Source organism: Comamonas sp. Y33R10-2 (assembly GCF_019355935.1).
GTDB lineage: Bacteria > Pseudomonadota > Gammaproteobacteria > Burkholderiales > Burkholderiaceae_C > Comamonas.
The window spans coordinates 1,382,835-1,406,398 of sequence record NZ_CP079925.1; the positions used below are offsets into that span (position 1 = coordinate 1,382,835).

Sequence of the window (23,564 nt, forward strand, 5' to 3'; positions counted from 1 at the left end):
ATTCGGCAGGGTCATGTTGCCATGACACCTGCCGCTGTGCTGGCGCTGCATGCCCACAGGGCAGCAGCGCAAGTCACAGTCCAGGGGTTACTTGACCACGGTGGCTGCAGCCTTGATCAGCGCGTCAGGCAGCTTTACGCCTTGCTTTTCAGCAGCGCCGGGATTCACAAACAGTTCCATCTTGGTGGAGACTTCAGGCTTGATATCGCCAGCCTTTTCACCCTTCAAGATACGTACGACCATGCGGCCGGTTTGCTCGCCCAGATCGCGGTAGTTGATGCCGTAGGCAGCCACAGCGCCGCGCTTGACAGAGTCAGTGTCCGAAGCCACCAGAGGAATCTTGGCGTCCTGGCCAACCTTGACCAGCGACTCATAGGCAGACACCACGTTGTTGTCGGTGTTGGTATAGATCACGTCGACCTTACCCACCAGCGAGCGGGCGGCGCTAGACACATCCACCGAGCGGGGGGCCGCAGCAGTCACCAACGTCCAGCCCATCTTGGGCAGCAGAGCTTGCAGTTCCTTCACGACCACGGCGGAGTTGGCTTCGCCGGGGTTGTAGACCATGCCGATGCGCTTGACATTGGGCACGACTTGCTTGACCAGATCCATCTGCTTGTCCAAAGCCAGCAGATCGGACACACCGGTCACGTTGTTCTTGGAGGCTTCCCAGCTAGGCACCAGTTTGGCGGCGACGGGATCGGTCACTGCGGAGAACACCACAGGCACCGACTTGGTCGATGCGATCACGGCCTGAGCGGAAGGCGTGGCGATGGCGACGATGGCGTCAGGCTTGTCACCCACAAACTTGCGGGCGATCTGGGCTGCGGTGCCGGTATTGCCTTGAGCGCTTTGGTACTGCCACTTCAAGTTTTTGCCATCTTCGTAGCCGGCGGACTTCAGAGCGTCCTTGACGCCATCACGCACAGCGTCCAGAGCGGGGTGCTCAACAATGGCGGTAACGGCCACGGACTTGGTATCGGCGGCGTAAGCGCCGGTCATGGCGGAAATTGCCAGGGCCAATGCACCCATGCGGGCCAAGGACAGCTGCTTCATGTGTATCTCCAGCGTTTGTTGTGTGTTCCAAATGAATTAAGACGCCTGTGTTTGAAGGCACAAGGTCTTGCGAGAAAGTCTACTGCACCGATCAACCTATCTCTTGGCTTGAGAGAACCCGGTTTATCCCTATACGTAAATTGCGAAAAAATGGCATGAAAGCTGCATAAAGCCACAACTGTGTGCTGAAAGGGTGCGAGTGCGGTATTGAAAGTTGCGCAATATTGCGTCTCCAGTCTCGTTTAATGCCTTAATTTGCACATTTTTCCTGCGCCTAGGTCAATTTGATGACTGAAATCTGTGCCTTGCGCTTTTTTTGAAAGGCTGGCGCGTATGCCGCTAATGGCGTTTAACGTGCCCGGAGGCAAGCAGCCACTTCGTTTTTACAAGATGATTTTTTTGGCATCTCAGAGTTGGCGGACAGTTGGTGAGGCTTTTTTTGCTGCAGATAATTGGTTTTTGGCCAAAAAAAAGCCTGCGCAGGCATGACCCGTGCAGGCTTTATTACTCGCTTTACGGCGAATTGAGTTCAGCTTACATACCTGAATAGTTAGGGCCGCCGCCGCCTTCAGGCGTCACCCAGACGATGTTCTGGGTGGGGTCCTTGATGTCGCAGGTCTTGCAGTGCACGCAGTTCTGCGCGTTGATCTGCAGGCGCTGCTTGCCAGCGTCGGCCTCGTCTTCCACAAACTCATAAACGCCTGCTGGGCAGTAGCGCTGCTCTGGGCCTGCGTACTTGGTCAGGTTCACGTTGACGGGGACGCTTGCGTCTTTGAGTGTCAGGTGAGCAGGCTGATTTTCTGCGTGGTTGGTGCTGCTGATGAATACGCTGGAGAGGCGGTCAAAAGTCAGCTTGCCATCGGGCTTGGGGTACTCGATGGGCGTGCATTCAGCGGCGGGCTTGAGGTAAGCGTGGTCGGGCTTGTTGCGGTGCAGCGTCCATGGAATATTGCCGCGCAGCACAAACTGCTCCAGGCCATTCATGATCGAAGCGGTGGTCAGGCCCTTCTTGAACCAGGCCTTGAAGTTACGAGCCTTCCAGAGCTCTTCATACAGCCAGCTGTTTTCAAACGCATGGGTGTAGCTGTTGAGTTCGTCGTGCTGACGACCGGCCAGCAGCGCATCGTAAGCAGCTTCGGCAGCAAGCATGCCCGTCTTGATCGCAGCGTGGCTGCCCTTGATGCGGCTGACGTTGAGGAAGCCGGCTTCACAGCCCACCAACGCGCCACCGGGGAACACAAAGCGGGGCAGGCTGGAGATGCCGCCAGCGGTGATGGCGCGGGCACCGTAGGAGATGCGCTTGCCGGGCTTGATGCCCTTGGCTTCGTCGCCTTCAAGGTAGTAGCGAATGTTGGGATGTGTCTTCCAACGCTGCATTTCCTCGAACGGAGACAGGTAGGGGTTGGAGTAGTCCAGACCTGTGATGAAGCCCAGCGTGACCAAATTGTCTTCCAGGTGGTACAGGAAGGCGCCGCCGTAGGTGTCGCTCTTCATGGGCCAGCCAGCGGTGTGCACCACCATGCCGGGCTTGTGGCGTGCTGGGTCGATTTCCCACAGTTCCTTAATGCCCAGGCCGTAGGTTTGTGGATCGCGGTTAGCGTCCAGCGAGTATTTGGCAATGACTTGCTTGCCCAAGTGGCCGCGTGCGCCTTCAGCAAAGATGGTGTATTTGCCGTGCAGCTCCATGCCCAGCTGGAAGTCGCCTGTGGGCTCGCCTTCTTTGCTGATGCCCATGTTGCCGGTGGCTACACCCTTGACCGAGCCATCTTCGTTGTAGAGCACTTCAGCCGCAGTAAAGCCGGGGAAAATTTCTACGCCCAGCTCTTCGGCTTGCTCGGCCAGCCACTTGGTGACAAAGCCCAAGCGAACAATATAGTTGCCTTCGTTGTGAAAGCACTTGGGCAGCAGCCAGTTGGGCGTGCGCAGCGATGCTTTTTCGCCCAAGAACACCATGGCGTCTTCGGTCACAGGCTGATTCAGGGGCGCGCCCTTGGCCTTCCAGTCAGGGATCAATTCCGTCAGTGCGCGTGGGTCCATGATGGCGCCTGACAGAGTATGAGCGCCGGGCTCTGAGCCTTTTTCCAGTACGACGACGGAGACATCCTGGCCTTTTTCAGCAGCCAATTGTTTGAGGCGAATTGCAGTGGCAAGGCCGCCGGGGCCTCCACCTACCACCACCACGTCATATTCCATAGCCTCGCGCGGGCCGTATTGAGTCAGGATCTCTTCGTTCGTCATCGGGGAGTCTCTCTTGGATATTGAATGGAAAAACTAGATTGCGCGGCCTTGTTTATCTCTTGTCACAAATACCGCGATGTGGGCGATTCTATGCTGAGCCATTCGCAGTGCTATGCAGACACCGCGTCAGCGCCCGTGTTCATGAACTGCTGGCGTGCGCAGTCCATGTAGTTCTGGGCCTACTTGCTTTACATTGGCTTAATATTGACGATGCACAATGTTGCTAAGTTCTCCAGCCCAGACCGCACGATAAATTAAGTATGACGATTGACCAGCACGCTTCACTGAGCCCGCGCCGTAAGGCGCATTTTTCTGATCTGCCCAGTGCAAGCTCGCAACGTCATGGCCGCCCGCGTTGGGCGCTGGCGCTGAGCGCTGTGCTGATTGCCGGTGCGCTCGCTGCTTGTTCCAAGCCCGAAGCCGAGCAAAAAGGCCCCGCAAAGGCAGAGCCAAAAGTCGGCGTGGTGACTTTGCAGACTCAAAGCCAGCAGCTGGATGTTAGCTTGCCAGGCCGCACCAAGGCCTTTATGACCGCTGAAGTGCGCCCCCAAGTCTCGGGCATTATTCAAAAGCGTTTGTTCACCGAAGGTGCATTGGTTAAGCAAGGTCAGCCGCTTTATCAAATTGACGCCGCCTCTTTAAAAGCCACTGAAGCCAGCGCGATGGCGGCCGTTGCGAAGGCTGAGGCCAGCCAGCGTACGCTGGCTGCTACAGCTCGCCGCAATGCTGAGCTGGTGAAGATTGACGCGATTAGCAAGCAGGCCTTTGATGAAAGCCAAGCGGCTGCGGCCCAGTCTTCATCTGATGTGGCGGTGGCCAAGGCCAATTTAGAAGCAGCGCGCATTAACCTCAAATACAGCCGTATTGAGGCGCCAATTGGTGGGCGCATTGCTTTGTCTGCCGTAACTCCGGGTGCATTGGTGACAGCTGGGCAGGCTACAGCGCTCACAACCATCGTGCAGCTAGACCCTATGTATGTGGACTTCACCCAGTCCAGCACTGACTTGATGCAGCTCAAGCGCGACTTGGAGTCTGGCCGCTACCAAAAGGTCGATGGCGACAAAATCTCTGTGCGCATTCAGTTTGATGACGGCAGCGACTACCCGCAGCAAGGCAAGCTGGCGTTTGCTGGTGTGATCGTCAACGACACCACTGGCACATTGACTTTGCGTGCCGAAGTGCCCAACCCCAACGGGCTGCTGATGCCCGGTATGTATGTGAAGGCTTTGTTGCCCACGGCGCTGGCCCCTGATGCGCTGCTGCTGCCGCAGCAAAGTGTGACACGAGATCTGGCCGGCAAGCCCAATGTCATGGTGCTGGGAGAAGGCGATGTGGTGCAAAAGCGTGAAGTGGAGCTAGACCGGGCAGTGGGCGCGTCTTGGCTGCTGAAGTCTGGCCTGAAGGCGGGTGATCGCGTGATGGTGGACGGCTTTCAACGTGTCAAGCCGGGAGACAAAGTTAAGCCTGAAGAAGTAGACATGAAGGCCAAGGCCGAGCGCAAGAGCGAGCGCGGTGAGCCGCCAGTGCAGGCGGGTGCTGATACCTCTGCTGCCAAGGCGCAAGCCAAGTAAGGCGGGCATTAGTCATGGCACAGTTCTTCATTAACCGACCCATTTTTGCGTGGGTCATCTCTATTGTCATCATGCTTGCGGGGGCGCTTTCGATCTCGAAGCTGCCGCTGGAGCAGTACCCCGATATCGCGCCGCCGCGTGTGACTATTTCGTCGCAATACACAGGCGCTTCAGCCGAGACCGTGGAAAACTCGGTCACGCAGATCATTGAGCAGCAAATCAAGGGCATCGACAACATGCTCTATATGAGCTCGACCAGTGATGCGTCGGGTCGCTCGCGCACCACGCTGACCTTTGCTCCGGGCACCAACATCGACGTGGCGCAGGTGCAGGTGCAAAACAAGCTGCAGTCGGCCATGAACCGCTTGCCTGATGCCGTGAAAAGCCGCGGTGTGTTTGTGAATAAGGGCGGTCAGGACTTTTTGGTCACTTACAGCTTTTATTCGCTGGACCCTTCTGTCACGGATGTGGCGATTGGCGACTATCTGAACAGCAATTTGGTCGACGTAATTGGCCGCTTGGAAGGTGTGGGCGACATCAACGTCTTTGGTTCAGCTTACGCCATGCGTATCTGGATGGACCCGGCCAAGATGGAGAAGTACGGCCTGATTCCTTCTGATCTGACGAGCGCGCTGAATGCTCAGAATGCGCAGGTTTCTGCTGGTCAGCTGGGCGCTTTGCCTGCTGTGCAGAACCAGCAGCTCAACGCGACGATTACGGCGCGTACCAAGCTGCAGACGCCTGAACAGTTTCGCGCCATTGTGCTCAAGTCCGCGACTGATGGCTCGGTCGTAACCATGGGCGATGTAGCGCGTGTGGAATTAGCAGCAGACAATCTGAATATTCAAGCCAAGCTCAACGGCCTGCCTGGTGCCGGTATGGGCGTGATTTTGGCCGACGGTGCTAACGCCATGGTGGTGGCAGATGCTGTGGGTGCCAAGTTGGCGGAGCTCAAGCAGTTCTTCCCCAATCAAATAGATTACTTCGTGAGTTCGGACTCCACGCCTTTTGTGCGTGCGTCCATTAGCGAAGTGGCTAGTGCTTTGGCTGAGGCCATGGTGCTGGTGGTGATCGTGATGTTCATCTTCTTGCAGAACTTCCGTGCCACGCTGATCCCTGCGATTGCGGTGCCAGTGGTGCTGCTGGGTACGTTTGGCGTGCTGTCGGTGGCGGGCTACTCCATTAATACGCTGACCATGTTTGGCATGGTGCTGGCCATTGGCCTGCTGGTGGACGATGCGATTGTGGTGGTTGAAAACGTCGAGCGCGTGATGCACGAGACGGGTAAGTCACCCAAAGAGGCGACGCGCCAGTCCATGACTGAAATTACGCCGGCGCTTGTGGGTATTGGCGTGACGCTGTCTGCCGTGTTCATCCCCATGGCTTTCTTCGGTGGCTCTACTGGCGTGATTTACCGCCAGTTTTCCATCACCATCGTGGCAGCCATGGCGCTTTCGGTTTTTGTGGCACTGACCTTGACTCCTGCACTGTGCGCAACCTTGCTCAAAGCACCTGAGCATCACGGCGGTGAAGGTCATGCGCGCCCCGTGCGCTCGGGTTTGCTGGGTTTGAATGACAAGTTCTTCAACTGGTTTAACCGCAATTTTGATTTGACGGCCTCGCGCTATCAGAGCTCGGTGGCATATATGCTGCGCCGCTCCAAACGGATGATGCTGGTGTTTTTGGCCATTTGTGCGGCGGTATGGCTGTTGATGGCCCGCTTGCCCACTTCGTTTTTGCCAGATGAAGATCAAGGCTTTGTCTATGTGAACGTGAACTTGCCCGCAGGTGCTTCTGATGCACGCCTGCAGCAGGTGCTCGATGAGGTGCGTGACCACCTGCTCAAGCAGCCTGAGGTGATCAGTTTTAACCAGGTTTCCGGCTTGAATGGTGACCAAAGCTCGGCTCGCGGCTTCGTGCGCCTTAAGCCTTGGTCCGAGCGCCCTTTGGCGTCTCAGTCTTCTATTCAGGTTGCACACCGTGCCACCAAGGACTTGAGCTCCATCCGCGATGCGCGGGTGTTTGTGATGAATCCGCCCGCCGTGCGTGGTCTGGGTGCGAGCGCCGGCTTTAACTTTATGTTGAAGGACATCAATGGTCTGGGCCACCAAGCCTTGCTGGCTGCCAGCAAGCAGGTGGAAGAGGCTGCGCGCAAGAGCCCTGAGTTGACTTCAGTACGCACGACGAATCTGGAAGATGCCAGCGAGTTGCGTCTTGATATTGATGACCGCAAAGCTGCCGCCTTGGGCTTGTCGTACACGGACATAAACAGTGTGCTCTCCAGCGCCATGGGCGGCACGTATGTGAATGACTTCTTGAACAACGGCCGCGTCAAGCGTGTCTATATTCAGGGCGATGCACCGCACCGCATGCTGCCGCAAGATATTGCCAAGTGGACGGTGCGTAACAAGAACGGCGAGATGGTGCCTTTTGGCTCCTTCTCTCGCACCTACTGGGCTTATGGCTCGCCTCAACTCATGCGCTACAACGGCGCATCAGCTTATGAGTTCATCGGCAGCGCTGCGCCGGGCGTCAGCTCTGGCGTAGCAATGAAAACGGTGGAAGACATTCTCAAAAACCTGCCGCAAGGTATTGGTTACGAGTGGACAGGGGCATCGCTGCAAGAGCGCCAGTCGGGTGCCCAAGCGCCCATGCTTTATGCCATCTCCATTTTGTTTGTCTTCTTGTGTTTGGCGGCTCTGTATGAAAGCTGGACGGTACCTTTGTCCGTGATGCTGGCAGTGCCGCTGGGCGTTGTGGGCGCGCTGCTGGCAACGTGCACACGCGGCTTGACGAATGACGTGTACTTTCAGGTGGGCTTGCTCACAACGGTTGGCTTGGCATCTAAAAATGCCATTTTGATTGTTGAGTTTGCGGTGCAGCTGCAAGAGCAAGGCAAGAGCGTGTTTAACGCCACGGTGGAGGCAGTGCGCCAGCGCCTGCGCCCCATCTTGATGACATCGCTGGCCTTTGGTTTTGGTGTGATTCCGCTGGCTATTGGCACTGGTGCAGGTGCGGGTGGGCGTAACGCCATCGGTACGGCGGTGCTGGGCGGCATGGTGGCATCCACGGTGCTGGGTATCTTCTTAGTGCCAGTGTTCTTTTTGCTGATTCGCAGCTTTTTCAAGAGTCGCTTGCGCACTGATGAAGAATCTCAAGTCCAAGTGACAGATGCAGCTAAAACCAAGGAGAGCGCAGCATGAGGCGCCTGAGCATGAATATTTCGGCAGTTGCTGCGGCTTGTGCGGCTGCGTTGCTGGCTGGCTGCAATTTGGCACCAACCTATAAGACACCTGATCTGCCTGTGCCAGAGAATGTGTCTGCTAATGCAGGAAACGCTGTGCTGGCGCAGGCAAGCGAAACGGCATTACAGCAAACGCAAGCTCTGCAGTGGCTGCAGTCGAGCCAGCTGCGCGATGTGGTGGCACTGGCACTGAGCAACAACCGTGACCTGCGCGTGGCGGTGGAAAATATCGAAAAAGCGCGCGCTCAGTACGGTATTACGCGGGCTGATTTATTGCCGGGTATTACGGCTCAGGCTCAGGCAAACCGCTCACGCACTGCGGCGGATTTGACGACGGCAGGGCGCAGCAATATTACGGAGCAATACAGCGCTCAATTGGGCTTTGCCAGCTATGAGTTGGACATGTGGGGGCGTATTCGCAATTTGAGCGAAGCCTCGCTGCAGCAATTTTTGCTAAGCCAAGAAAACCAGCGCAATGTGCAAATCGGCTTAGTCGCTGATGTGAGCAATGCTTGGCTGACTCTGGCCGCTGATCAAGCGCGTTTGCAACTGGCTAAAGACACGTTGGCGAGTCGCGTTAAGGCGTTTGAGCTGACGCGCAAGATGCATGAGTTGGGATCTACGTCTGGCCTGGTGCTGGCCCAGAATCAAACCACGGTAGATACGGCGCGTGGCGATGTAGCCAGCTATACCTCGCAGGTCGACAAAGACCGCAATGCGCTGCAGTTGCTGCTGGGCGGCCCTATACCTGCCCAGTTACTGCCTACGGCGCAAACCTTGATGGACGGCACCAACGCCGCGGCTTTGAAGGCAGTGCCAGTTCCGCTGCCATCCATCGTGCTGCTCAAGCGCCCAGATGTGCAGGCGGCAGAGCGCAATTTGCAAGCCATGAATGCCAGCATTGGAGCAGCCCGTGCGGCGATGTTCCCAAGCATCACGCTGACGGGCAGTTTTGGCGTAGGCAGTAATGAGTTGGATCGCTTGTTTGGCAACAACAACAGCACTTGGAGCTTTATTCCGCTGGTGCGCCTGCCTATCTTTGATGGCGGCCGTAATCGTGCCAATGTGCAAGTCGCTGAGAGTAATCAGCGTATTGCGCTGAGCCAGTACGAGAAGTCCGTACAGACGGCTTTCAAGGAGGTGGCAGATGTCCTTGCGGATCGTGCGCAGTGGGACGAGCGCTTGTCGGCCCAGACCAGCATGGTGGCCAATACGCAAAAAGCATTTGATTTGTCCAATGCCCGCTTCAAAGCTGGCGTGGATAATTATTTAACGGTGCTGGATGCGCAGCGCAGTCTCTACATTGCACAGCAGACTTTGATTGCTCTGCGCCTGTCAGAGCAGCTCAATCGCGTCACTTTGTGGAAGGCGCTGGGCGGAGAAGAGGGCGCTTAATAAAAAATCGTTCTAAAACAAAAGCCGCAGTTTGAAAACTGCGGCTTTTTTGATAGCGCCAAGTGCTTTATTAGTAAAGACTTAAGGCTTGTTTGATGTAAAAATCTTTAAGGCATCTTAAAGAGCAGCCTGACCTGTAGCTCAAACAAGGTTTTGGCATTCAATGGCGTCTCGGGGTGAATGACGGTGTTGTTCATCATGGCCATCCAAATGGGTGCTAGCAGCAAAGCGGGGTGCTCAACCAGTTCTGGTACTTTCAGCTCCCCGCGCTGCGCAGCCAACTCGGCGAGTCTGGTGAAATGTTCTAACAAGGCGTCGTTCACGTAGCGGCGGTACATCTGCGCTAGAAGCGGAAACTCAAGCCCTTCTGCGATAACTAGACGCGCTGTGGCAGAGCGGCCGCTGGTGTCAATGACCTCGGCGGCTGTGCCTACTGTTCGCATCAGAAACTCGCCCACAAACTCATGGTCGAGCATGGTGCTGGACTTTAGGGCCAAGGCGGCAGAAGCAATATGCGTCTGTATTACCGCTTCAAATAAGGCTTCTTTGCTATCAAAGTAGCGAAACAGGGTGACTTTGGAGAGCCCTGCACGCTGCGCAACAGATGCCGTGGTGCCGCGTGCATAGCCATGCTCTAAAAATTCCTCAAACGCTGCAGCCACGATGGTGCGGCGCGTCGCTTGAGTCTTTTGAGGGCTGGGGCCCCGTGGGGTTCGTTTAGGTCGTTCGATTTCTGGTTGAGTCATGGCGCAAGACAACTGTTAGAAGAGCTTCTGGGCTGGTTTTTTAGGCTTTGGACGCTCTGACTGAGATAGGTAAAAAGTCCTTGAGCCCTTGTAAGGCGTGGACCGGAGAGCATTTTGATATACAGCACTCACGCAATGATTGCAGTTTTCCATAAATAGTCATTGGGGGGAAGCCATAGTTGAGGTCTTGCCAGACCTGATTGTTGGAGTGGCTGTGCGTGATACTGCGTTTCACATGAAAGTGCTGCTACAGCTTTCAGAAAATCCCAAGAGCCAGCCCTGCAGCCAGTGATTGACCTAATTCTTCGCAGCGCTGCAAGTCGGCGGGCTCAATTTTCTTGGGCGCGAGGATGGCTTCAGGTGTCTGAGCATGGGTGCAAATGATGATGGGCTCGGCCACTGCTTTGAGGCGCCAGCCTGTGGCAATACGTTCAATTTGTTGGGCTGCATTGCGGCCGTCATTGCCCGCGCATATCAGACTGGCGTAGGCGCGGCCTTGAATTTGATCCAATGCGCCGTAATAGCTGCGATCAAAGAAATCCTTCATCAGCCCACTGATAGCGGCCAGATTCTCGGGCGTGGCAAATATATAGCCATGAGCTGAGAGCAGGTCTTGTGCGGAGGCCTCACTAGCATGCAGCAAGAGCACATCAACCGACCCTTCAGCGAGCGCGCCTTGGTGGGCGGCTTGTGCCATCTGATGGGTTGCACCGGTTTGTGAGTGGTAGACGATCAGCAACGTGGGGCGCAAGGGCATGACTAGGTTCTGGTGTGGTTTGTGGGCCAAGCAAGGGGTCTGATATAACCATTTGAAATTTACGGTTTACATGCTGTTGTTTAAAACTAACAATGCTGCAAGGGTAAATGGTGATTCAAGATGGCCTAAGTCATTGGCAAATCTTGATGCTTATCAATTTGAGCAGGCTTCATCTGCTCTTGATTTTGCAGCGCTTTAGGTTTGCTGTACATAGTTGTAATTAAGATTTACTCCAAGAGTAAAAAAGACAATCCCAAATTTTTAGCGCTACCAGATTGAATAATTGCTTCTAAATTTGTAGGATTTTTCTTACAAACAATGGCAAAGTTTTGTAGGCAATGAGCGTGTTAAGCGCTATTTAGATTTGGTCTTTAGCAACTTCATAACTCAGACTTTTGTTTTTGTATGTTCCAACTTGCAACCCCACCAACGTTTAAGGCCGCTTCGCGCTGGCTGGCGTTGATTGCCTTGATCTTCGGGGTTGGCACTGGTGCTTTGGGTGCTTGGGCTCTACACCAGCGGTATGAATTGCGTACTGAAAAACGCTTGGAGCACAGTGCGGCTGTGGCGACGCGCGAGCTTGAGCAGCGCTTACTCAACTATGAGCATCTCCTAACAAGTCTGGCGCATGACTTGGGCAATAGCGAGCAGCTCAATCAGCAGTTGTTTGCCCAATATGCGCACGCCCAGCTCAGTCAAAGAGCCGTGGTGGGCTTGCAGGCTTTAAGTTTGACCAAGGGTGTGCCTGAGGACAAACATGCTGATCTTGAGGAGGGTGCTCAGGCATTCGAGATCTCCTATGTCTGGCCCCTAGTAGGTAATGAGAGCTTGGTGGGCACCAATGCACGCCAGCCTGCTGCGGCGTTCCATTCGCTCATCAGTGCATGGAATTCGCGCCAGATGTCCATGTCTGGGCCATTTCGTTTTTTGCAGCTCCCTAGCAGTCCCGATGGTGTGATTTTGCGCATGCCTCTACGGATGCCTTTGCGCTCAGATGTGGGTGGCTTTGCTGCATCTCAGTTCTTGATGGGTACGCTCAACGCCAGTATTCGGCTAGCGGATTTGTCGCAAGATTTGCTGCCACGCAATCTCAACACACGTGTAACGATGCGTTTGCTGGACTTAAGCCCGGCTGCATTACCTAAAAAGCCGTGGGTGATGGGGAGCAAAAACCTCACTGCGCCAGCTGATGCATTCACTCCAGCCGCACAAACGCTGTTTACCGCAGACTTGTGGGATGCCGTAGAAGGCCAGCTCAGTTTTGAGACGGTCAAGCAGTTAGATAGACAAATACAGGTCAATGACCGAGTTTGGGCATTTCAGTTCAAGCCCGTGCTCAGCAGTCAATACCGCATGGAGAAAACTTTGCCATGGTTGGCGCTGGCCGCTGGCGTGTTGGCTGGACTGGTGCTGGCCGCTTGGGTTTTAGGCTGGTGGCAAAGTCGCTGGCGCAAGCGCATCAAAGTTAGTGCACAAGCGCGGCAAGCAAGTGATGCACGTTTTCACTCCATGTATGAGCACGCCGCCATGGGCATGATTGAAATCAACGCGCCAACGCGCAGCGTACTAAAAGTCAACCAGCATTTTTGCAGCATGTTGGGCTATGAGGTGCATGAACTTCTCAGCTCTAACGTGATGGATCTGCTGATGCTCGAAGACAGGGAGCATTACGCACACATGTTGGACGAGCTAGATCTGGGGCAAGTCCAACACAATGCAGCCGAGTTTCGCCTGCGTGCCAAGGATGGATCACCGGTTTGGGTACAACTCAATGCCTATCTGATTGGGTCGCAAGAGGCAAAGCGCTTGCAAGTGCTTGTGCAAGATGTCAGCGGGCGCAAGCGGCTTGAGCAAATGGAGCGAATGGGACACCAGCAATTGCGCACACTTATGCAGCGCCTGCCAGTGGGGCTGGTGATGGAGGACCTTCAGGGGCGGCTGGTTTACTGGAATGAAGAGTTTGTGCGCCTCGCAGGTCATGGTGGTCAGCTAGATGGCAGCAGTTTGCAGTGGTGGGAGCGCATGTTCCCTGACGCGGCTGAGCGTGAACGTTTGCAGCAGCGCTGGGAGAGTGCGAAATCCGCTGCCCGCAAGAACTTGAAGTCGCAGCAGGCTCAAGGAGCGGCTCTTGATGAAGATGGCGTTGAGTGGGATGAGTTTTCTCCTAAATCGTCAACCAGCATGATTGCAGCACAACCACTGTTATTAACGGGCAGTGATGGCCAGCGCCGCCCCGTGGCAGTCAGTGCTGTGCTGCAAAGCGATGGCTGCTTAATGGTGATGCAAGATCAGAGCTTACGCATAGCCGCTGAGCAAAAGGTCAACCGCTTGGCTTTCTATGATGCGCTGACTGACCTTCCCAACCGCCGTCTTTTAGCAGATCGCCTGCAACATGCCTTGGCCGCTGCACAGCGCAAGGCGCATTTTGGCGCAGTGCTGCTGCTCGATATTGATAACTTCAAGGCCTTTAACGAGGCTTATGGTTTGGAGCAAGGCGACTTGCTGCTGCAGACCTTGGGTCAACGCATTTTGAGCTTACTGCCCCCGGGCGCAACCCTTGCCAGGCAAGGCGGTGATGAATTCTCGCTGCTGATTGAAGACCTCGGGTCAGACGCCGTCGCCGCTGCTGCTCGGCTTGAGCAGGAGGCAAGTCAATGGCTGACTCAGTTGCGCGAGCCCATGATTGCAGCAGGCGTAAAGCATTCTGTGACGGTGAGTATCGGCCTGAGCCTGTTTGGTGACCAGGCGCTAAGCGCAGAAGAAGTGCAGCGGCGAGCTGAGATGGCTATGTATCAGGCCAAAAGTATGGGGCGCAATGTCAGCTGCTTTTTTGATCCGCTTTTGCAAGCCGCCCTGCAAGAGCGCCGATCAATGGAGCAGGACATGCGCGATGGGGTAGCCGCAGGAGAGTTTGAACTTTACTACCAGCCCCAAGTCGAAATGGGCAAAGTGATTGGAGCCGAAGCCTTGCTGCGCTGGAAGCATCCGAAAAAAGGCTTTGTACCCCCGGCGGATTTCATTCCTCTGGCCGAAGAAAGTGGCGTCATCTTGCCCCTAGGCGACTGGGTGTTGCACGCGGCTTGCAAGCAGTTGGCGACATGGGCCGAGCACCCGCGTTACAGCCAGCTAGTGCTTGCGGTCAATGTCAGCCCCAAGCAGTTTCACCAAAGCGACTTTGTTGAGCAAGTGCTCAAGGCCTTGGCTGAGCATGGTGCGAATGCCAAGCTATTGAAGTTGGAGCTGACCGAAGGCATGCTGCTCGCCGATATGGACGACACCATTGCCAAAATGCATCGCCTGAAGTCATACGGCATCAGCTTCGCGCTTGATGACTTTGGCACGGGCTACTCCTCTTTGTATTACCTCAAGCGGTTGCCACTTGATCAGCTCAAAATTGACCGCAGCTTTGTGCGTGATGTGCTGACTGACCCCAATGATGGCGCCATCGCCCGCACCATCGTGGGGTTGGCCAATAGCTTGGGATTGCATGTTATCGCTGAAGGGGTTGAAACGAAGGCGCAATGCCGCTTCTTGGAAAGCATTCGCTGCTACGCTTGGCAGGGCTTTTTGATGAGTCCCCCGGTCGCGGTATCGGAGTTTGAGCGATTGGTGACGGTTGGCAATGTTCCGGGGGTACCGGCGCCTACTCTCAGTCCGGCCTCTATGCGCTAATTACAGCCTATGGGCTAAGAGCTGCTACAGGATTGAGTAATGACGATACAGACACAATAGCGGCAGTTGCTAAATGAAAGATTCGTGTGCCTGAAATCAAAACCCTGTTGCTGTTTGCCTTGACGGCAGTTGCCGAAATCGTGGGCTGCTACCTGCCTTGGCTGTGGCTAAAACAAGGCGGCAGTGCGTGGTTGCTGCTACCCGCTGCGGCAAGTTTGCTGCTGTTCGTGTGGCTGTTGACCCTGCACCCATCGGCCTCGGGCCGTATCTACGCGGCTTACGGCGGCATCTACATCAGCGCGGCTTTGGTGTGGCTGTGGTTGGTGGATGGCATCAAACCAAGCGGCTGGGACATGGGCGGTGTGGCGGTCTGCTTGCTGGGCGCAGGGCTCATCGCTTTTCAGCCCAGGGGCTGATCGAATTAAAAAACAGCTTAAAACTGCCGCAAGCCTATATAGCTCTTGCACTAATTGCTATGGTTTACGTGTTTGCCCCAGTCTTGGCCGCATAGTGGGCAGGGCGCGTTATGATTCCAGCCTGTCATCGGTTGCTTGCAAAGTTTGGGGAAATTTGGATTTTTCTCAAGATTTTTGCGTGTTGCAGCCGGTTTTCGCATTTCTGCTTTCCCGCTCATTCAAGCCTTTTTAGGCCCGCCTCTAGACCCATCCTGACACCGTGCGCCTGAATACGATCAAGCTCTCCGGCTTTAAATCCTTTGCCGAACCCACTAATTTTGTGCTGCCCGGGCAGATGGTTGGCGTGGTCGGCCCTAACGGTTGCGGCAAGTCCAACATCATGGATGCGGTGCGCTGGGTGCTGGGCGAGAGCAAGGCCAGCGAGTTGCGTGGCGAGTCCATGCAGGACGTGATTTTTAACGGCACTACGCACCGCAAGCCATCGAGCCGCGCCAGTGTGGAGTTGTCGTTTGATAACAGCGATCACCGCGCTGGTGGGCAGTGGGGCCAGTTTGGCGAAATTGCCGTCAAGCGCGTTCTTACGCGTGACGGTAACAGCAGCTATTTCATCAACAACCAAGCTGTGCGTCGACGTGACGTGCAGGACGTGTTTCTGGGTACGGGCTTGGGGCCACGTGCCTACGCCATCATTGGCCAGGGCACGATCAGTCGCATCATCGAGTCGCGCCCGGAAGAGCTGCGTTTGTTTCTCGAAGAAGCGGCTGGGGTTTCAAAATACAAGGAGCGCCGACGTGAGACGGAAAACCGCCTCTCGGCCACGACCGAGAACCTCACCCGTGTGGAAGACATTCTGCGCGAGCTCAACGCCAATCTTGATAAATTGGAAAAGCAGGCCGAAGTTGCGGCCAAGTACAACGGCCTGAACGCGCAGGTCACGCTCAAGCAGCAGCAGCTGTGGTTTATGAAGCGTGCCGAAGCCGAAGGCGAGCAAGACCGCGTGCGCGTTGATGGCCTCAAGGTCGTCAACGAGCTTGAAGAGCGTATGGCCGATATCCGCAATAACGAAAGCGGACTTGAAACCCTGCGCCAGTCGCACTACGACGCCAGCGACCAAGTCAACCAAGCGCAAAGCAAGCTGTACGAGGCCACGGCTGAAGTCGGCAAGCTTGAAGCCGAAATTCGATACGTGGTCGAAGGCCGCCAGCGTGTGCAGCAGCGTCTGCAGCAGTTGGCAGAGCAACTGCTGCTGTGGAGCAGCCGCAGCGAAGAGGCGCAGGGCGAGATCGAGAACATTGAAGGCGCGGGCATGGATGCCGAAGAGCAGGCAGAAATGCTGGCTGCTCAGCTCGAAGAGCAAAGCATTCGCCTGCCCGACTTAGAAGATGCGCTGCGTACTGCGCAAAAAGCCGATGCTGACCAGCGCGGCTCTGTGGTGCAGGTGCAGCAGCAAATTCAGGTGCTGGCCGCCGAGCAGCGCAGTCTGGATGAGCAGCGCCGCCAGTTTGAAACCCGTTACGAGCGCCTGCGCACGGACCGCAATGCGCTGCAAACGCCTGATGAAGCGCGCCTGACTAATTTGCAGGCGCAGTTATCCGAAGCCCAAGAGCTGGCTGAGATGGCTGATGCCGTGCTCAACGAACTGCAAGACAGCGTGCCCCAGTTGGACGAAGACCGTCGCACGCGTCAGCAAGCGGTGAATGCGGAAAGCAGCCGCCACGCCGATTTGTCGGCGCGGCTTGATGCACTCAAGGCACTGCAGGAAAAGGTCAAGACCGATGGCAAGCTCCAGCCTTGGTTGGCCAAGCATGGTCTGGATGGCTTGCAAGGGCTGTGGAGCCGTATTGCCATTGAGTCGGGCTGGGAAAATGCCCTCGAGGCCGCGCTGCGCGAGCGCTTGAGCGCTTTGGAAGTGGGCCGCCTTGATATGGTGCGCGGCTTTTTGGGCTCGGGTGGGCAAGATGCACCGCCAGCGCGTCTGGCTTTTTTCAGCACCGCACAAGCGGCTGGAGCATCGTCCACGGCCCGCTTTGCCCGCCTGAGCGACTTGCTCAAGATCAACGATGCCGGTCTGCGCGCTGTGCTGGTGGACTGGCTCTCAGGTTGCTATACGGCGCCTTCACTCGATGAAGCACTGGCCAAGCGCGCTGAGCTCCAGGCCGGCGAAACCATTTATGTGCCCACAGGCCACGCAGTCACCGCGCACAGCGTGACGTTCTATGCGCAGGACTCCGAGCAATCGGGCCTCTTGGCGCGTGCGCAGGAAATTGAGCACCTCGAAAAAGAAGTTCGCGCTCAGCAGTTGATTGCGGACGAGTCGCGCTCTGCGCTGGTGCGCGCCGAAAGCGCGTATGCCGATGCCTCGCAGCGTTTGGTCGCTGCGCGCCGCGAAGCCACAGAGTCGCAAGGCCGAGCCCATGAGCTGCAGGTCGAGACTCTGCGCCTGTCGCAACTGGCCGAGCAAGCGCGTGCGCGCAATGCCCAGATCTCTGCCGATTTGTCTGAAGTAGAGGCACAGCTCTCCGATATCGAAGAGCGCAAGATGTCGGCTGAAGGCCGCTTTGAAGAGCTGGACATGCAGCTGGCCGATAGCCAAGAGCGCCATGCCCAGTTGGGCGACCGCGTGCTCGAAGCCGAGCGCCGCTTGAACGAATCACGCGAGCAGTTGCGCACGTTGGAGCGGCAAGCCCAGGAGGCCACTTTCTCGCAGCGCACCTTGCACGCCCGCCGTGCTGAGCTGTCGCGCACCATTGAAACGGCCAGTCAGCAAGCTAAGTCGCTGGCTGAAGAGCAGCAGCGCGCGCAGGACGAGTTGACGCGCCTGACCGATGCCGCAGCCCAAGGCGGCCTGCAAGACGCGCTTGACTTGAAGATGCAGCGCGAAAAAGACGTTGCCCAGCGCCGCAGCGAATACGAAGACCTGACCAACAAGCTGCGCGCCAGCGATGAGCGCCGCCAGAGCCTTGAAAAAGCGCTGGACCCGCTGCGCCAACGCATTACCGAGTTTCAGCTCAAGGAGCAGGCTGCGCGTCTGGGGCTTGAGCAGTACAGCAATCTGCTGGCCGAAGCCAATGCCGATTTAGCAGCCGTCTCCCAGTCCATCGCCGAGGGCAATGTGCGCATGCATGGTCTGCAGGGCGAAATTGACCGCCTGCACCGCGAGATTGCAGCGCTGGGTGCGGTGAACTTGGCAGCGCTCGATGAACTGACACTGGCCAAAGAGCGCAAGACCTTCCTCGATGCGCAGATGGACGATCTGACTCAGGCCATGGACACCTTGGAAGACGCCATTCGCAAGATTGACGCTGAAACGCGTGATCTGCTGACCGGCACCTTTGACATCGTCAACCAGCACTTTGGCCGCATGTTCCCCGAGCTATTTGGCGGTGGTCAGGCCAAGCTGGTGATTACCGGTGATGAAATTTTGGATGCCGGCGTGCAGGTGATTGCCCAGCCGCCCGGCAAGAAAAATCAGACGATTCACCTGCTCTCGGGCGGGGAGAAGGCGCTTACGGCGATTGCGCTGGTGTTTGCCATTTTCCAGCTCAACCCTGCGCCTTTTTGTTTGCTCGACGAGGTGGACGCGCCGCTGGACGATGCCAACACCGAACGCTATGCCAAGCTGGTTCACAGCATGAGCAAGAGCACGCAGTTCCTGTTCATCAGTCACAACAAGATCGCCATGGAAATGGCGGAGCAGTTGATTGGTGTGACCATGCAGGAGCAGGGCGTTTCACGAATTGTTGCCGTGGACATGGAGTCCGCACTGTCTATGGCTGAGCTATCCTGAGCTTAGTCGCCCATTTTTGAAGAACTGTTTACTCATATGAGTCATTTGCAAATCAGTCTGGCCGTTTTGGGTGTAGTGCTATTGATTCTGATCATTGCCTACAATTCTTGGTCCGCGCGCCGCAATGCGCCCAAGCGCGCAGAGCCTGTTGAGGAAAGCGCCGATCCGCTGCGCCATGAGCCCGGTATGAACACCGTGGGTCACGGCTCTGACCTGACCAAATACCAAAGCGAGCCTGTGCTGGGCGACTTTGGCCAAGCCATCCCCGGCGCTGAGCCAGTACAGTTGCCTGAAGCTGCTGGCCGCTTTGCAGAAGCCGATGCCGAATTGGCTCGTCTGGTGGCACGTGACGCGCACGAAGACGCGCAGCGCCAAGAGTCTGCGGCGCAAGATAATCTGGCGGCTCAAAACGGTGCCCAACCAGAAGGCGAAGTCACAGCCCAGCGCACCGATGCAGCCATTGCAGCTGTCAACGGTCAAGCTGCAAGCACTAAAGAACATACTCAGCCGATTGAGCCTGTGCTCACCGGCGAGCTTTTGTCTGCCTCAATTCCGCCTGCATCCTCGGTAGAACGCCGTGGCTACCTAGATGCGCTGATTGACGCCATCGCCCCCATCACCGTGGCGCAACCTGTGCCCGGCGAAGTGGCGTTGCAGGCCCAGCCCAGCACACGCCGTGCGGGCAACAAGCCCTTCTCCATTGAAGGCATGAACAAAGACAGCAAAGAGTGGGAGCCTCTGCAAGCTGGTCAGCGCTATCTGGGCTTTCAGGCCGGTGTGCAGCTGGCTAACCGTACAGGCTCGCTCAACGAAATTGAGTTCTCGGAGTTTGTCACCAAGATTCAGCGCTTTGCCGATGCCTTGGGTGCCATGGCTGATGTGCCCAATATGCTCAATGAAGTGGCGCGGGCCCGCGAGTTAGACCAATTCGCCAGCGAGCATGATGCCCAGCTGAGCTTTATGCTGCGCGCCCGTCAAGCCTCATGGAGCGCAGGCTATGTGCAGCAAAACGCACAGCGTTTGGGCTTTGTCACAACGCCCATGCCCGGACGCATGGTGCTGCAGTCGCCACACCATGGCTTGCCGCCCGAGCTGGTGCTCAGCTACGACCCGCAGGCCGCCATGGGCGCCGATCTGGATCAGTCCGTGGTGCGTGAATTTTTGCTGAGTTTGGATGTCGCACAGGTGCCGCGAGGCCAGCAGCCTTTTGTGCGCTTGCGTCAAGTGGCCGAGCAGCTGTGCCAGACTATGGACGGTGTGCTTTGCGACCAAAATGGTTACTTGCTGCCAGTGTCAGCGCTCGATCCGATTCAGCATGATTTAGAGCTGCTGTACGACAAGCTCGACAGCCGCGAGCTGTCAGCAGGATCGCTTCTTGCCAGAAGGCTTTTTAGCTAAACCACAAAATATAAAGGCCAACATTGTTGGCCTTTTTCATCTCAGACTTTCAATTGCAGCGGGATGCGTATGACCGAGAATTTAGACCTTTTTTCCGCTGAGCCCCTAGAACCAAAAGGACTATCTGCTATTAAAACAGGAGTTTCTACAGCAGCAACGCCTGCCAGCGTGCAAGCTAAAGCGCAGCAGCTGCGCACCCAGCTCAACCAATGGGCGCATGAATACTATGTGCAAGACGCTCCTACGGTGCCTGATGGCGAGTACGACCGCCTCTATCAGCAGCTGCAAGCGCTCGAAGGCGCCTACCCCGAACTCATTACCCCCGACTCGCCCACGCAGCGCGTGATTGGTGCGGTGCTCGATGGCCTTGCTCCTGTGCGTCACGCCGTGCCCATGCTGAGCATTCAGACCGAAACCGATAACGAGGCCTCAGGTGCCATCGCTTTCGATCAGCGCGTACGCAAAGAGCTGGAGTTGACAGAGACCGACCCCGCTGTGGAATATGTGGCCGAGCCCAAGTTCGATGGCCTTGCCATGAGCTTGCGTTATCAAAATGGAGTGCTGGTGCAAGCCGCCACCCGCGGCGACGGTGAGTTGGGTGAGGATGTGACGCACAACATTCGCACCATTCGCCAGATTCCGCTGTGCTTGCCCGCTGACCAGAATGTGCCGCCCGTGGTAGAGGTGCGCGGCGAGGTGCATATGGCCAAGGCCGATCTGGACAAGCTCAACGAGCGCCAGCAGGCCGCAGGCGCCAAAACCTTTGCCAACCCGCGCAATGCGGCGGCGGGATCGGTGCGCCAGCTGGATTCAGGCATCGCCGCCCAGCGCCCGCTTTCCTTCTTTGCCTACGGCCTGGGCGAGATCACGCCGGCCGCTGAAGGCGGGCCAGACTTTGGCACTCACTACGCCATGCTGCAGACGCTGAAGTCATGGGGTTTTCCGGTTGCACCCCAGGTATCTATTGCACTAGGTGCTTCTGAATTAGTAGCATTTCATGAGCGCATAGGGGCTGATCGTGCCAATTTGGCTTATGAAATTGATGGCGTGGTCTACAAGGTCAACAGCTTGGCTTTGCAGCGTCAACTGGGCTTCAAGAGCCGCGAGCCGCGATGGGCCGTGGCGCACAAATACCCTGCGCAAGAGATGCCTACAGTGATGGAAGCCATCGACGTGCAAGTGGGCCGCACTGGCAAGCTCACCCCCGTGGCGCGGCTTGCGCCTGTGCAAGTGGGCGGCGTGATTGTGACCAATGCCACGCTATCTAATCTGTTCGACATTCGCAAAAAGCGCGTGCGCGTGGGTGACATGGTCATCGTGCGCCGCGCCGGCGATGTGATTCCGGAGGTTGCGGGTAGGGTGCCTGGAGTTCGTCCAGTTTACGTACCCAACTTTCGCATGCCCAAGGCCTGTCCCATCTGCGGCAGTGAAGTGGTGCGTGAAAAAGGCGAGGCTAACCACCGCTGCACGGGCGGCCTGTTCTGTGGCGCGCAGCGCAAAGAAGCCATCCTTCACTTCGCCCACCGCCGAGCTATGGATATTGAAGGTCTGGGCGACAAGCTGGTCGATCAGTTGGTGGATGCGCAGGTGGTGCGCGTGCTGCCTGATCTCTACAAGCTGGGTTTGACGTCTCTTGCGGCGCTAGATCGCATGGCGGTCAAATCGGCCCAGAACGTACTTGATGCGCTGGAAAAATCCAAGCGCACCACGCTGCAGCGCTTTTTGTTTGGCTTGGGGATTCGCAATGTGGGCGAGTCCACGGCCAAAGACTTGGCCAAGCATTTCGGCACGCTGGATGCCATCATGGATGCGAGTGTTGAAGAGCTGGTCCAGGTCAAAGACGTAGGCCCCATAGTGGCTGAAAGCCTTCACACCTTTTTTGCCCAACCGCACAACCGCGAGGTGGTAGAGCAGCTGCGCGCTTGCGGTGTGAACTGGGAAGAGGGCGAGCCCGCTGAGAAAGCACCGCAAATTCTGGCGGGCTTGACGGTGGTGCTGACCGGCACCCTGCCCACGCTGGGACGCGATACGGCCAAAGATATGCTGGAGGCAGCTGGCGCCAAAGTCTCTGGCTCGGTAAGTAAAAAAACCAGCTATGTGGTGGCAGGGGCAGAGGCGGGCAGCAAGCTGGCCAAGGCCGAAGAATTGGGTGTGCCTGTGCTGGACGAAGCGGGCATGCTGGCGCTGCTGGCTGGCGGGAAGCCGGTGTAATTTTTTTAAGTTTTCAATGTTGTAAAAAGCAAGCATGAACACATTGCGACGCAAACCGATTGTTGGGCTGGCTTTAGGTAGCGGATCTGCCCGTGGCTGGGCTCATTTTGGCGTGCTGCATGCACTGCGCCAGGCAGGGATCAGCCCCGACATCATCTGCGGCACATCCATAGGTTCGCTGGTCGGTGCAACCTATGCGGCCGGCGAAATGGACGCATTTGAGAGCTGGGTGCTGGGTTTAGGCAAGCGCAAAGTCTTCGGCTTCATGGACTTCAACCTGGGCGGTGGTTTGCTCAAGGGCGAGAAGATCATCGAGTTCTGGCGCGAAAACTTTGTGCAGGAAACCATGGAGGAGCTGGGCGCTCCATTTGGCTGCGTGGCAACCGATCTGCAAACGGGTGCTGAAGTCTGGCTGCGCAAGGGCTCGATTGCTGAGTCGGTGCGTGCCTCTATCGCTTTGCCCGGATTGTTCACGCCATCCAGTCTTGATGGGCGCTTATTGGTCGATGGGGGCTTAGTCAACCCAGTTCCGGTGTCCTTGGCACGCGCCATGGGAGCGGATATTGTGATTGCCGTTGACCTGAATGCCGACATCATGCGCAAGCACATGAAGCCTGTGGACATGAGCGAGAGTGAGTTGAAAATTCACACCCGAGAGGTTCATGTGTCGCAGATGCATCTCGAAGATGAGGAGCCGCCTCAGCCCTTGGGGGTGATTCCTGAGGCGCTGGCGGCCCATGCATCCCCAGTGGGCTGGACGGGCAAGTGGAAGCGCAGCATGACCAGCATGTCATCTTCTGTCATGCGTATGGGACGCAAGGAGGGCAGTGATGAGGATGAAGATGATTCCCCGCGCATTCCCTCGCTACTCAACGTGGTGATGGCCAGCGTGAACATCATGCAAATGCGCATTACGCGCAGCCGCATGGCGGGAGACCCGGCGGAAGTACTGATCGCGCCGCGCCTCTCGCATATCGGCCTCATGGACTTTCACCGTGGGCGTGAGTCCATTGATGAGGGCTATGCAGCAACGCAGCAGGTGCTGCCAGCGCTCAAGGGTTGGGGACTGTAAA

13 protein-coding genes are annotated in these 23,564 nt (G+C 56.7%); 9 read left to right on the forward strand and 4 right to left on the reverse strand.

Annotated elements, in window-relative coordinates:
- Positions 1 to 87: 87 nt before the first annotated feature.
- Both KUF54_RS06290 and KUF54_RS06295 read right to left on the reverse strand, forming a co-directional pair.
- Positions 88 to 1,056, reverse strand: coding sequence for an ABC transporter substrate-binding protein (locus tag KUF54_RS06290; protein ID WP_219345795.1), 969 nt, complete (start codon positions 1,054 to 1,056; stop codon positions 88 to 90).
- Positions 1,057 to 1,590: 534 nt separating this feature from the next.
- Positions 1,591 to 3,294 (reverse strand): electron transfer flavoprotein-ubiquinone oxidoreductase, encoded by a 1,704-nt coding sequence (locus KUF54_RS06295; protein ID WP_219345796.1) that lies wholly within the window; start codon positions 3,292 to 3,294, stop codon positions 1,591 to 1,593.
- A gap of 260 nt (positions 3,295 to 3,554) precedes the next feature.
- Here KUF54_RS06295 and KUF54_RS06300 point away from each other — a divergent pair, with 260 nt between their 5' ends.
- The 3 genes from KUF54_RS06300 to KUF54_RS06310 are packed head-to-tail and all read left to right on the forward strand — an operon-like array spanning position 3,555 to position 9,504.
- A complete protein-coding gene (locus tag KUF54_RS06300) occupies positions 3,555 to 4,865 on the forward strand; it encodes an efflux RND transporter periplasmic adaptor subunit (protein ID WP_219345797.1) in 1,311 nt (436 codons plus the stop codon).
- A gap of 14 nt (positions 4,866 to 4,879) precedes the next feature.
- On the forward strand, positions 4,880 to 8,068 hold the full coding sequence (locus KUF54_RS06305) for an efflux RND transporter permease subunit (protein WP_219345798.1): 3,189 nt from the start codon (positions 4,880 to 4,882) through the stop codon (positions 8,066 to 8,068).
- Positions 8,065 to 9,504 carry an efflux transporter outer membrane subunit gene (locus tag KUF54_RS06310; RefSeq protein WP_219345799.1) on the forward strand — a complete coding sequence of 480 codons (1,440 nt, stop codon included), beginning with the start codon at positions 8,065 to 8,067 and terminating at the stop codon, positions 9,502 to 9,504. Before KUF54_RS06305 ends, KUF54_RS06310 begins: the two co-directional genes overlap by 4 nt.
- 107 nt (positions 9,505 to 9,611) lie before the next feature.
- Here the strand turns inward: KUF54_RS06310 and KUF54_RS06315 are convergent, their stop codons facing one another.
- A complete protein-coding gene (locus tag KUF54_RS06315; protein ID WP_219345800.1) occupies positions 9,612 to 10,250 on the reverse strand; it encodes a TetR/AcrR family transcriptional regulator in 639 nt (212 codons plus the stop codon).
- A 256-nt stretch (positions 10,251 to 10,506) separates the two neighbouring features.
- Positions 10,507 to 11,007, reverse strand: a complete 501-nt coding sequence (locus KUF54_RS06320; RefSeq protein WP_219345801.1) for a flavodoxin family protein — start codon at positions 11,005 to 11,007, stop codon at positions 10,507 to 10,509.
- A gap of 405 nt (positions 11,008 to 11,412) precedes the next feature.
- On the opposite strand from KUF54_RS06320, the gene KUF54_RS06325 reads away from it, so the two are divergent.
- The 6 genes from KUF54_RS06325 (at position 11,413) to KUF54_RS06350 (ending at position 23,563) form a co-directional block, all read left to right on the forward strand.
- Positions 11,413 to 14,679, forward strand: a complete 3,267-nt coding sequence (locus tag KUF54_RS06325; protein WP_219345802.1) for an EAL domain-containing protein — start codon at positions 11,413 to 11,415, stop codon at positions 14,677 to 14,679.
- 86 nt (positions 14,680 to 14,765) lie between these two features.
- Positions 14,766 to 15,095, forward strand: coding sequence for a YnfA family protein (locus KUF54_RS06330; protein WP_219345803.1), 330 nt, complete (start codon positions 14,766 to 14,768; stop codon positions 15,093 to 15,095).
- Positions 15,096 to 15,354: 259 nt separating this feature from the next.
- Complete coding sequence (smc, locus tag KUF54_RS06335; protein ID WP_219345804.1) at positions 15,355 to 18,882, forward strand: chromosome segregation protein SMC; 3,528 nt, start codon at positions 15,355 to 15,357, stop codon at positions 18,880 to 18,882.
- Positions 18,883 to 18,918: 36 nt separating this feature from the next.
- The gene (locus KUF54_RS06340) at positions 18,919 to 20,280 is read left to right on the forward strand and encodes a cell division protein FtsZ (RefSeq protein WP_219345805.1); all 1,362 of its coding nucleotides are present in this window, start codon (positions 18,919 to 18,921) and stop codon (positions 20,278 to 20,280) included.
- Positions 20,281 to 20,349: 69 nt separating this feature from the next.
- Positions 20,350 to 22,491, forward strand: coding sequence for an NAD-dependent DNA ligase LigA (gene ligA, locus KUF54_RS06345; protein ID WP_219345806.1), 2,142 nt, complete (start codon positions 20,350 to 20,352; stop codon positions 22,489 to 22,491).
- 34 nt (positions 22,492 to 22,525) lie between these two features.
- Positions 22,526 to 23,563, forward strand: a complete 1,038-nt coding sequence (locus KUF54_RS06350) for a patatin-like phospholipase family protein (RefSeq protein ID WP_219345807.1) — start codon at positions 22,526 to 22,528, stop codon at positions 23,561 to 23,563.
- Position 23,564 lies beyond the last annotated feature (1 nt).

Excerpts from the sequence above, each read along its gene's own strand:
- ligA (WP_219345806.1), top strand. The coding sequence starts at position 20,350 with ATGACCGAGAATTTAGACCTTTTTTCCGCTGAGCCCCTAGAACCAAAA.
- KUF54_RS06310 (WP_219345799.1), top strand. The coding sequence starts at position 8,065 with ATGAGGCGCCTGAGCATGAATATTTCGGCAGTTGCTGCGGCTTGTGCG.
- KUF54_RS06305 (WP_219345798.1), top strand. The coding sequence starts at position 4,880 with ATGGCACAGTTCTTCATTAACCGACCCATTTTTGCGTGGGTCATCTCT.
- KUF54_RS06295 (WP_219345796.1), bottom strand. The coding sequence starts at position 3,294 with ATGACGAACGAAGAGATCCTGACTCAATACGGCCCGCGCGAGGCTATG.
- KUF54_RS06315 (WP_219345800.1), bottom strand. The coding sequence starts at position 10,250 with ATGACTCAACCAGAAATCGAACGACCTAAACGAACCCCACGGGGCCCC.
- KUF54_RS06290 (WP_219345795.1), bottom strand. The coding sequence starts at position 1,056 with ATGAAGCAGCTGTCCTTGGCCCGCATGGGTGCATTGGCCCTGGCAATT.
- KUF54_RS06340 (WP_219345805.1), top strand. The coding sequence starts at position 18,919 with ATGAGTCATTTGCAAATCAGTCTGGCCGTTTTGGGTGTAGTGCTATTG.
- KUF54_RS06300 (WP_219345797.1), top strand. The coding sequence starts at position 3,555 with ATGACGATTGACCAGCACGCTTCACTGAGCCCGCGCCGTAAGGCGCAT.
- KUF54_RS06325 (WP_219345802.1), top strand. The coding sequence starts at position 11,413 with ATGTTCCAACTTGCAACCCCACCAACGTTTAAGGCCGCTTCGCGCTGG.
- KUF54_RS06320 (WP_219345801.1), bottom strand. The coding sequence starts at position 11,007 with ATGCCCTTGCGCCCCACGTTGCTGATCGTCTACCACTCACAAACCGGT.
- KUF54_RS06350 (WP_219345807.1), top strand. The coding sequence starts at position 22,526 with ATGAACACATTGCGACGCAAACCGATTGTTGGGCTGGCTTTAGGTAGC.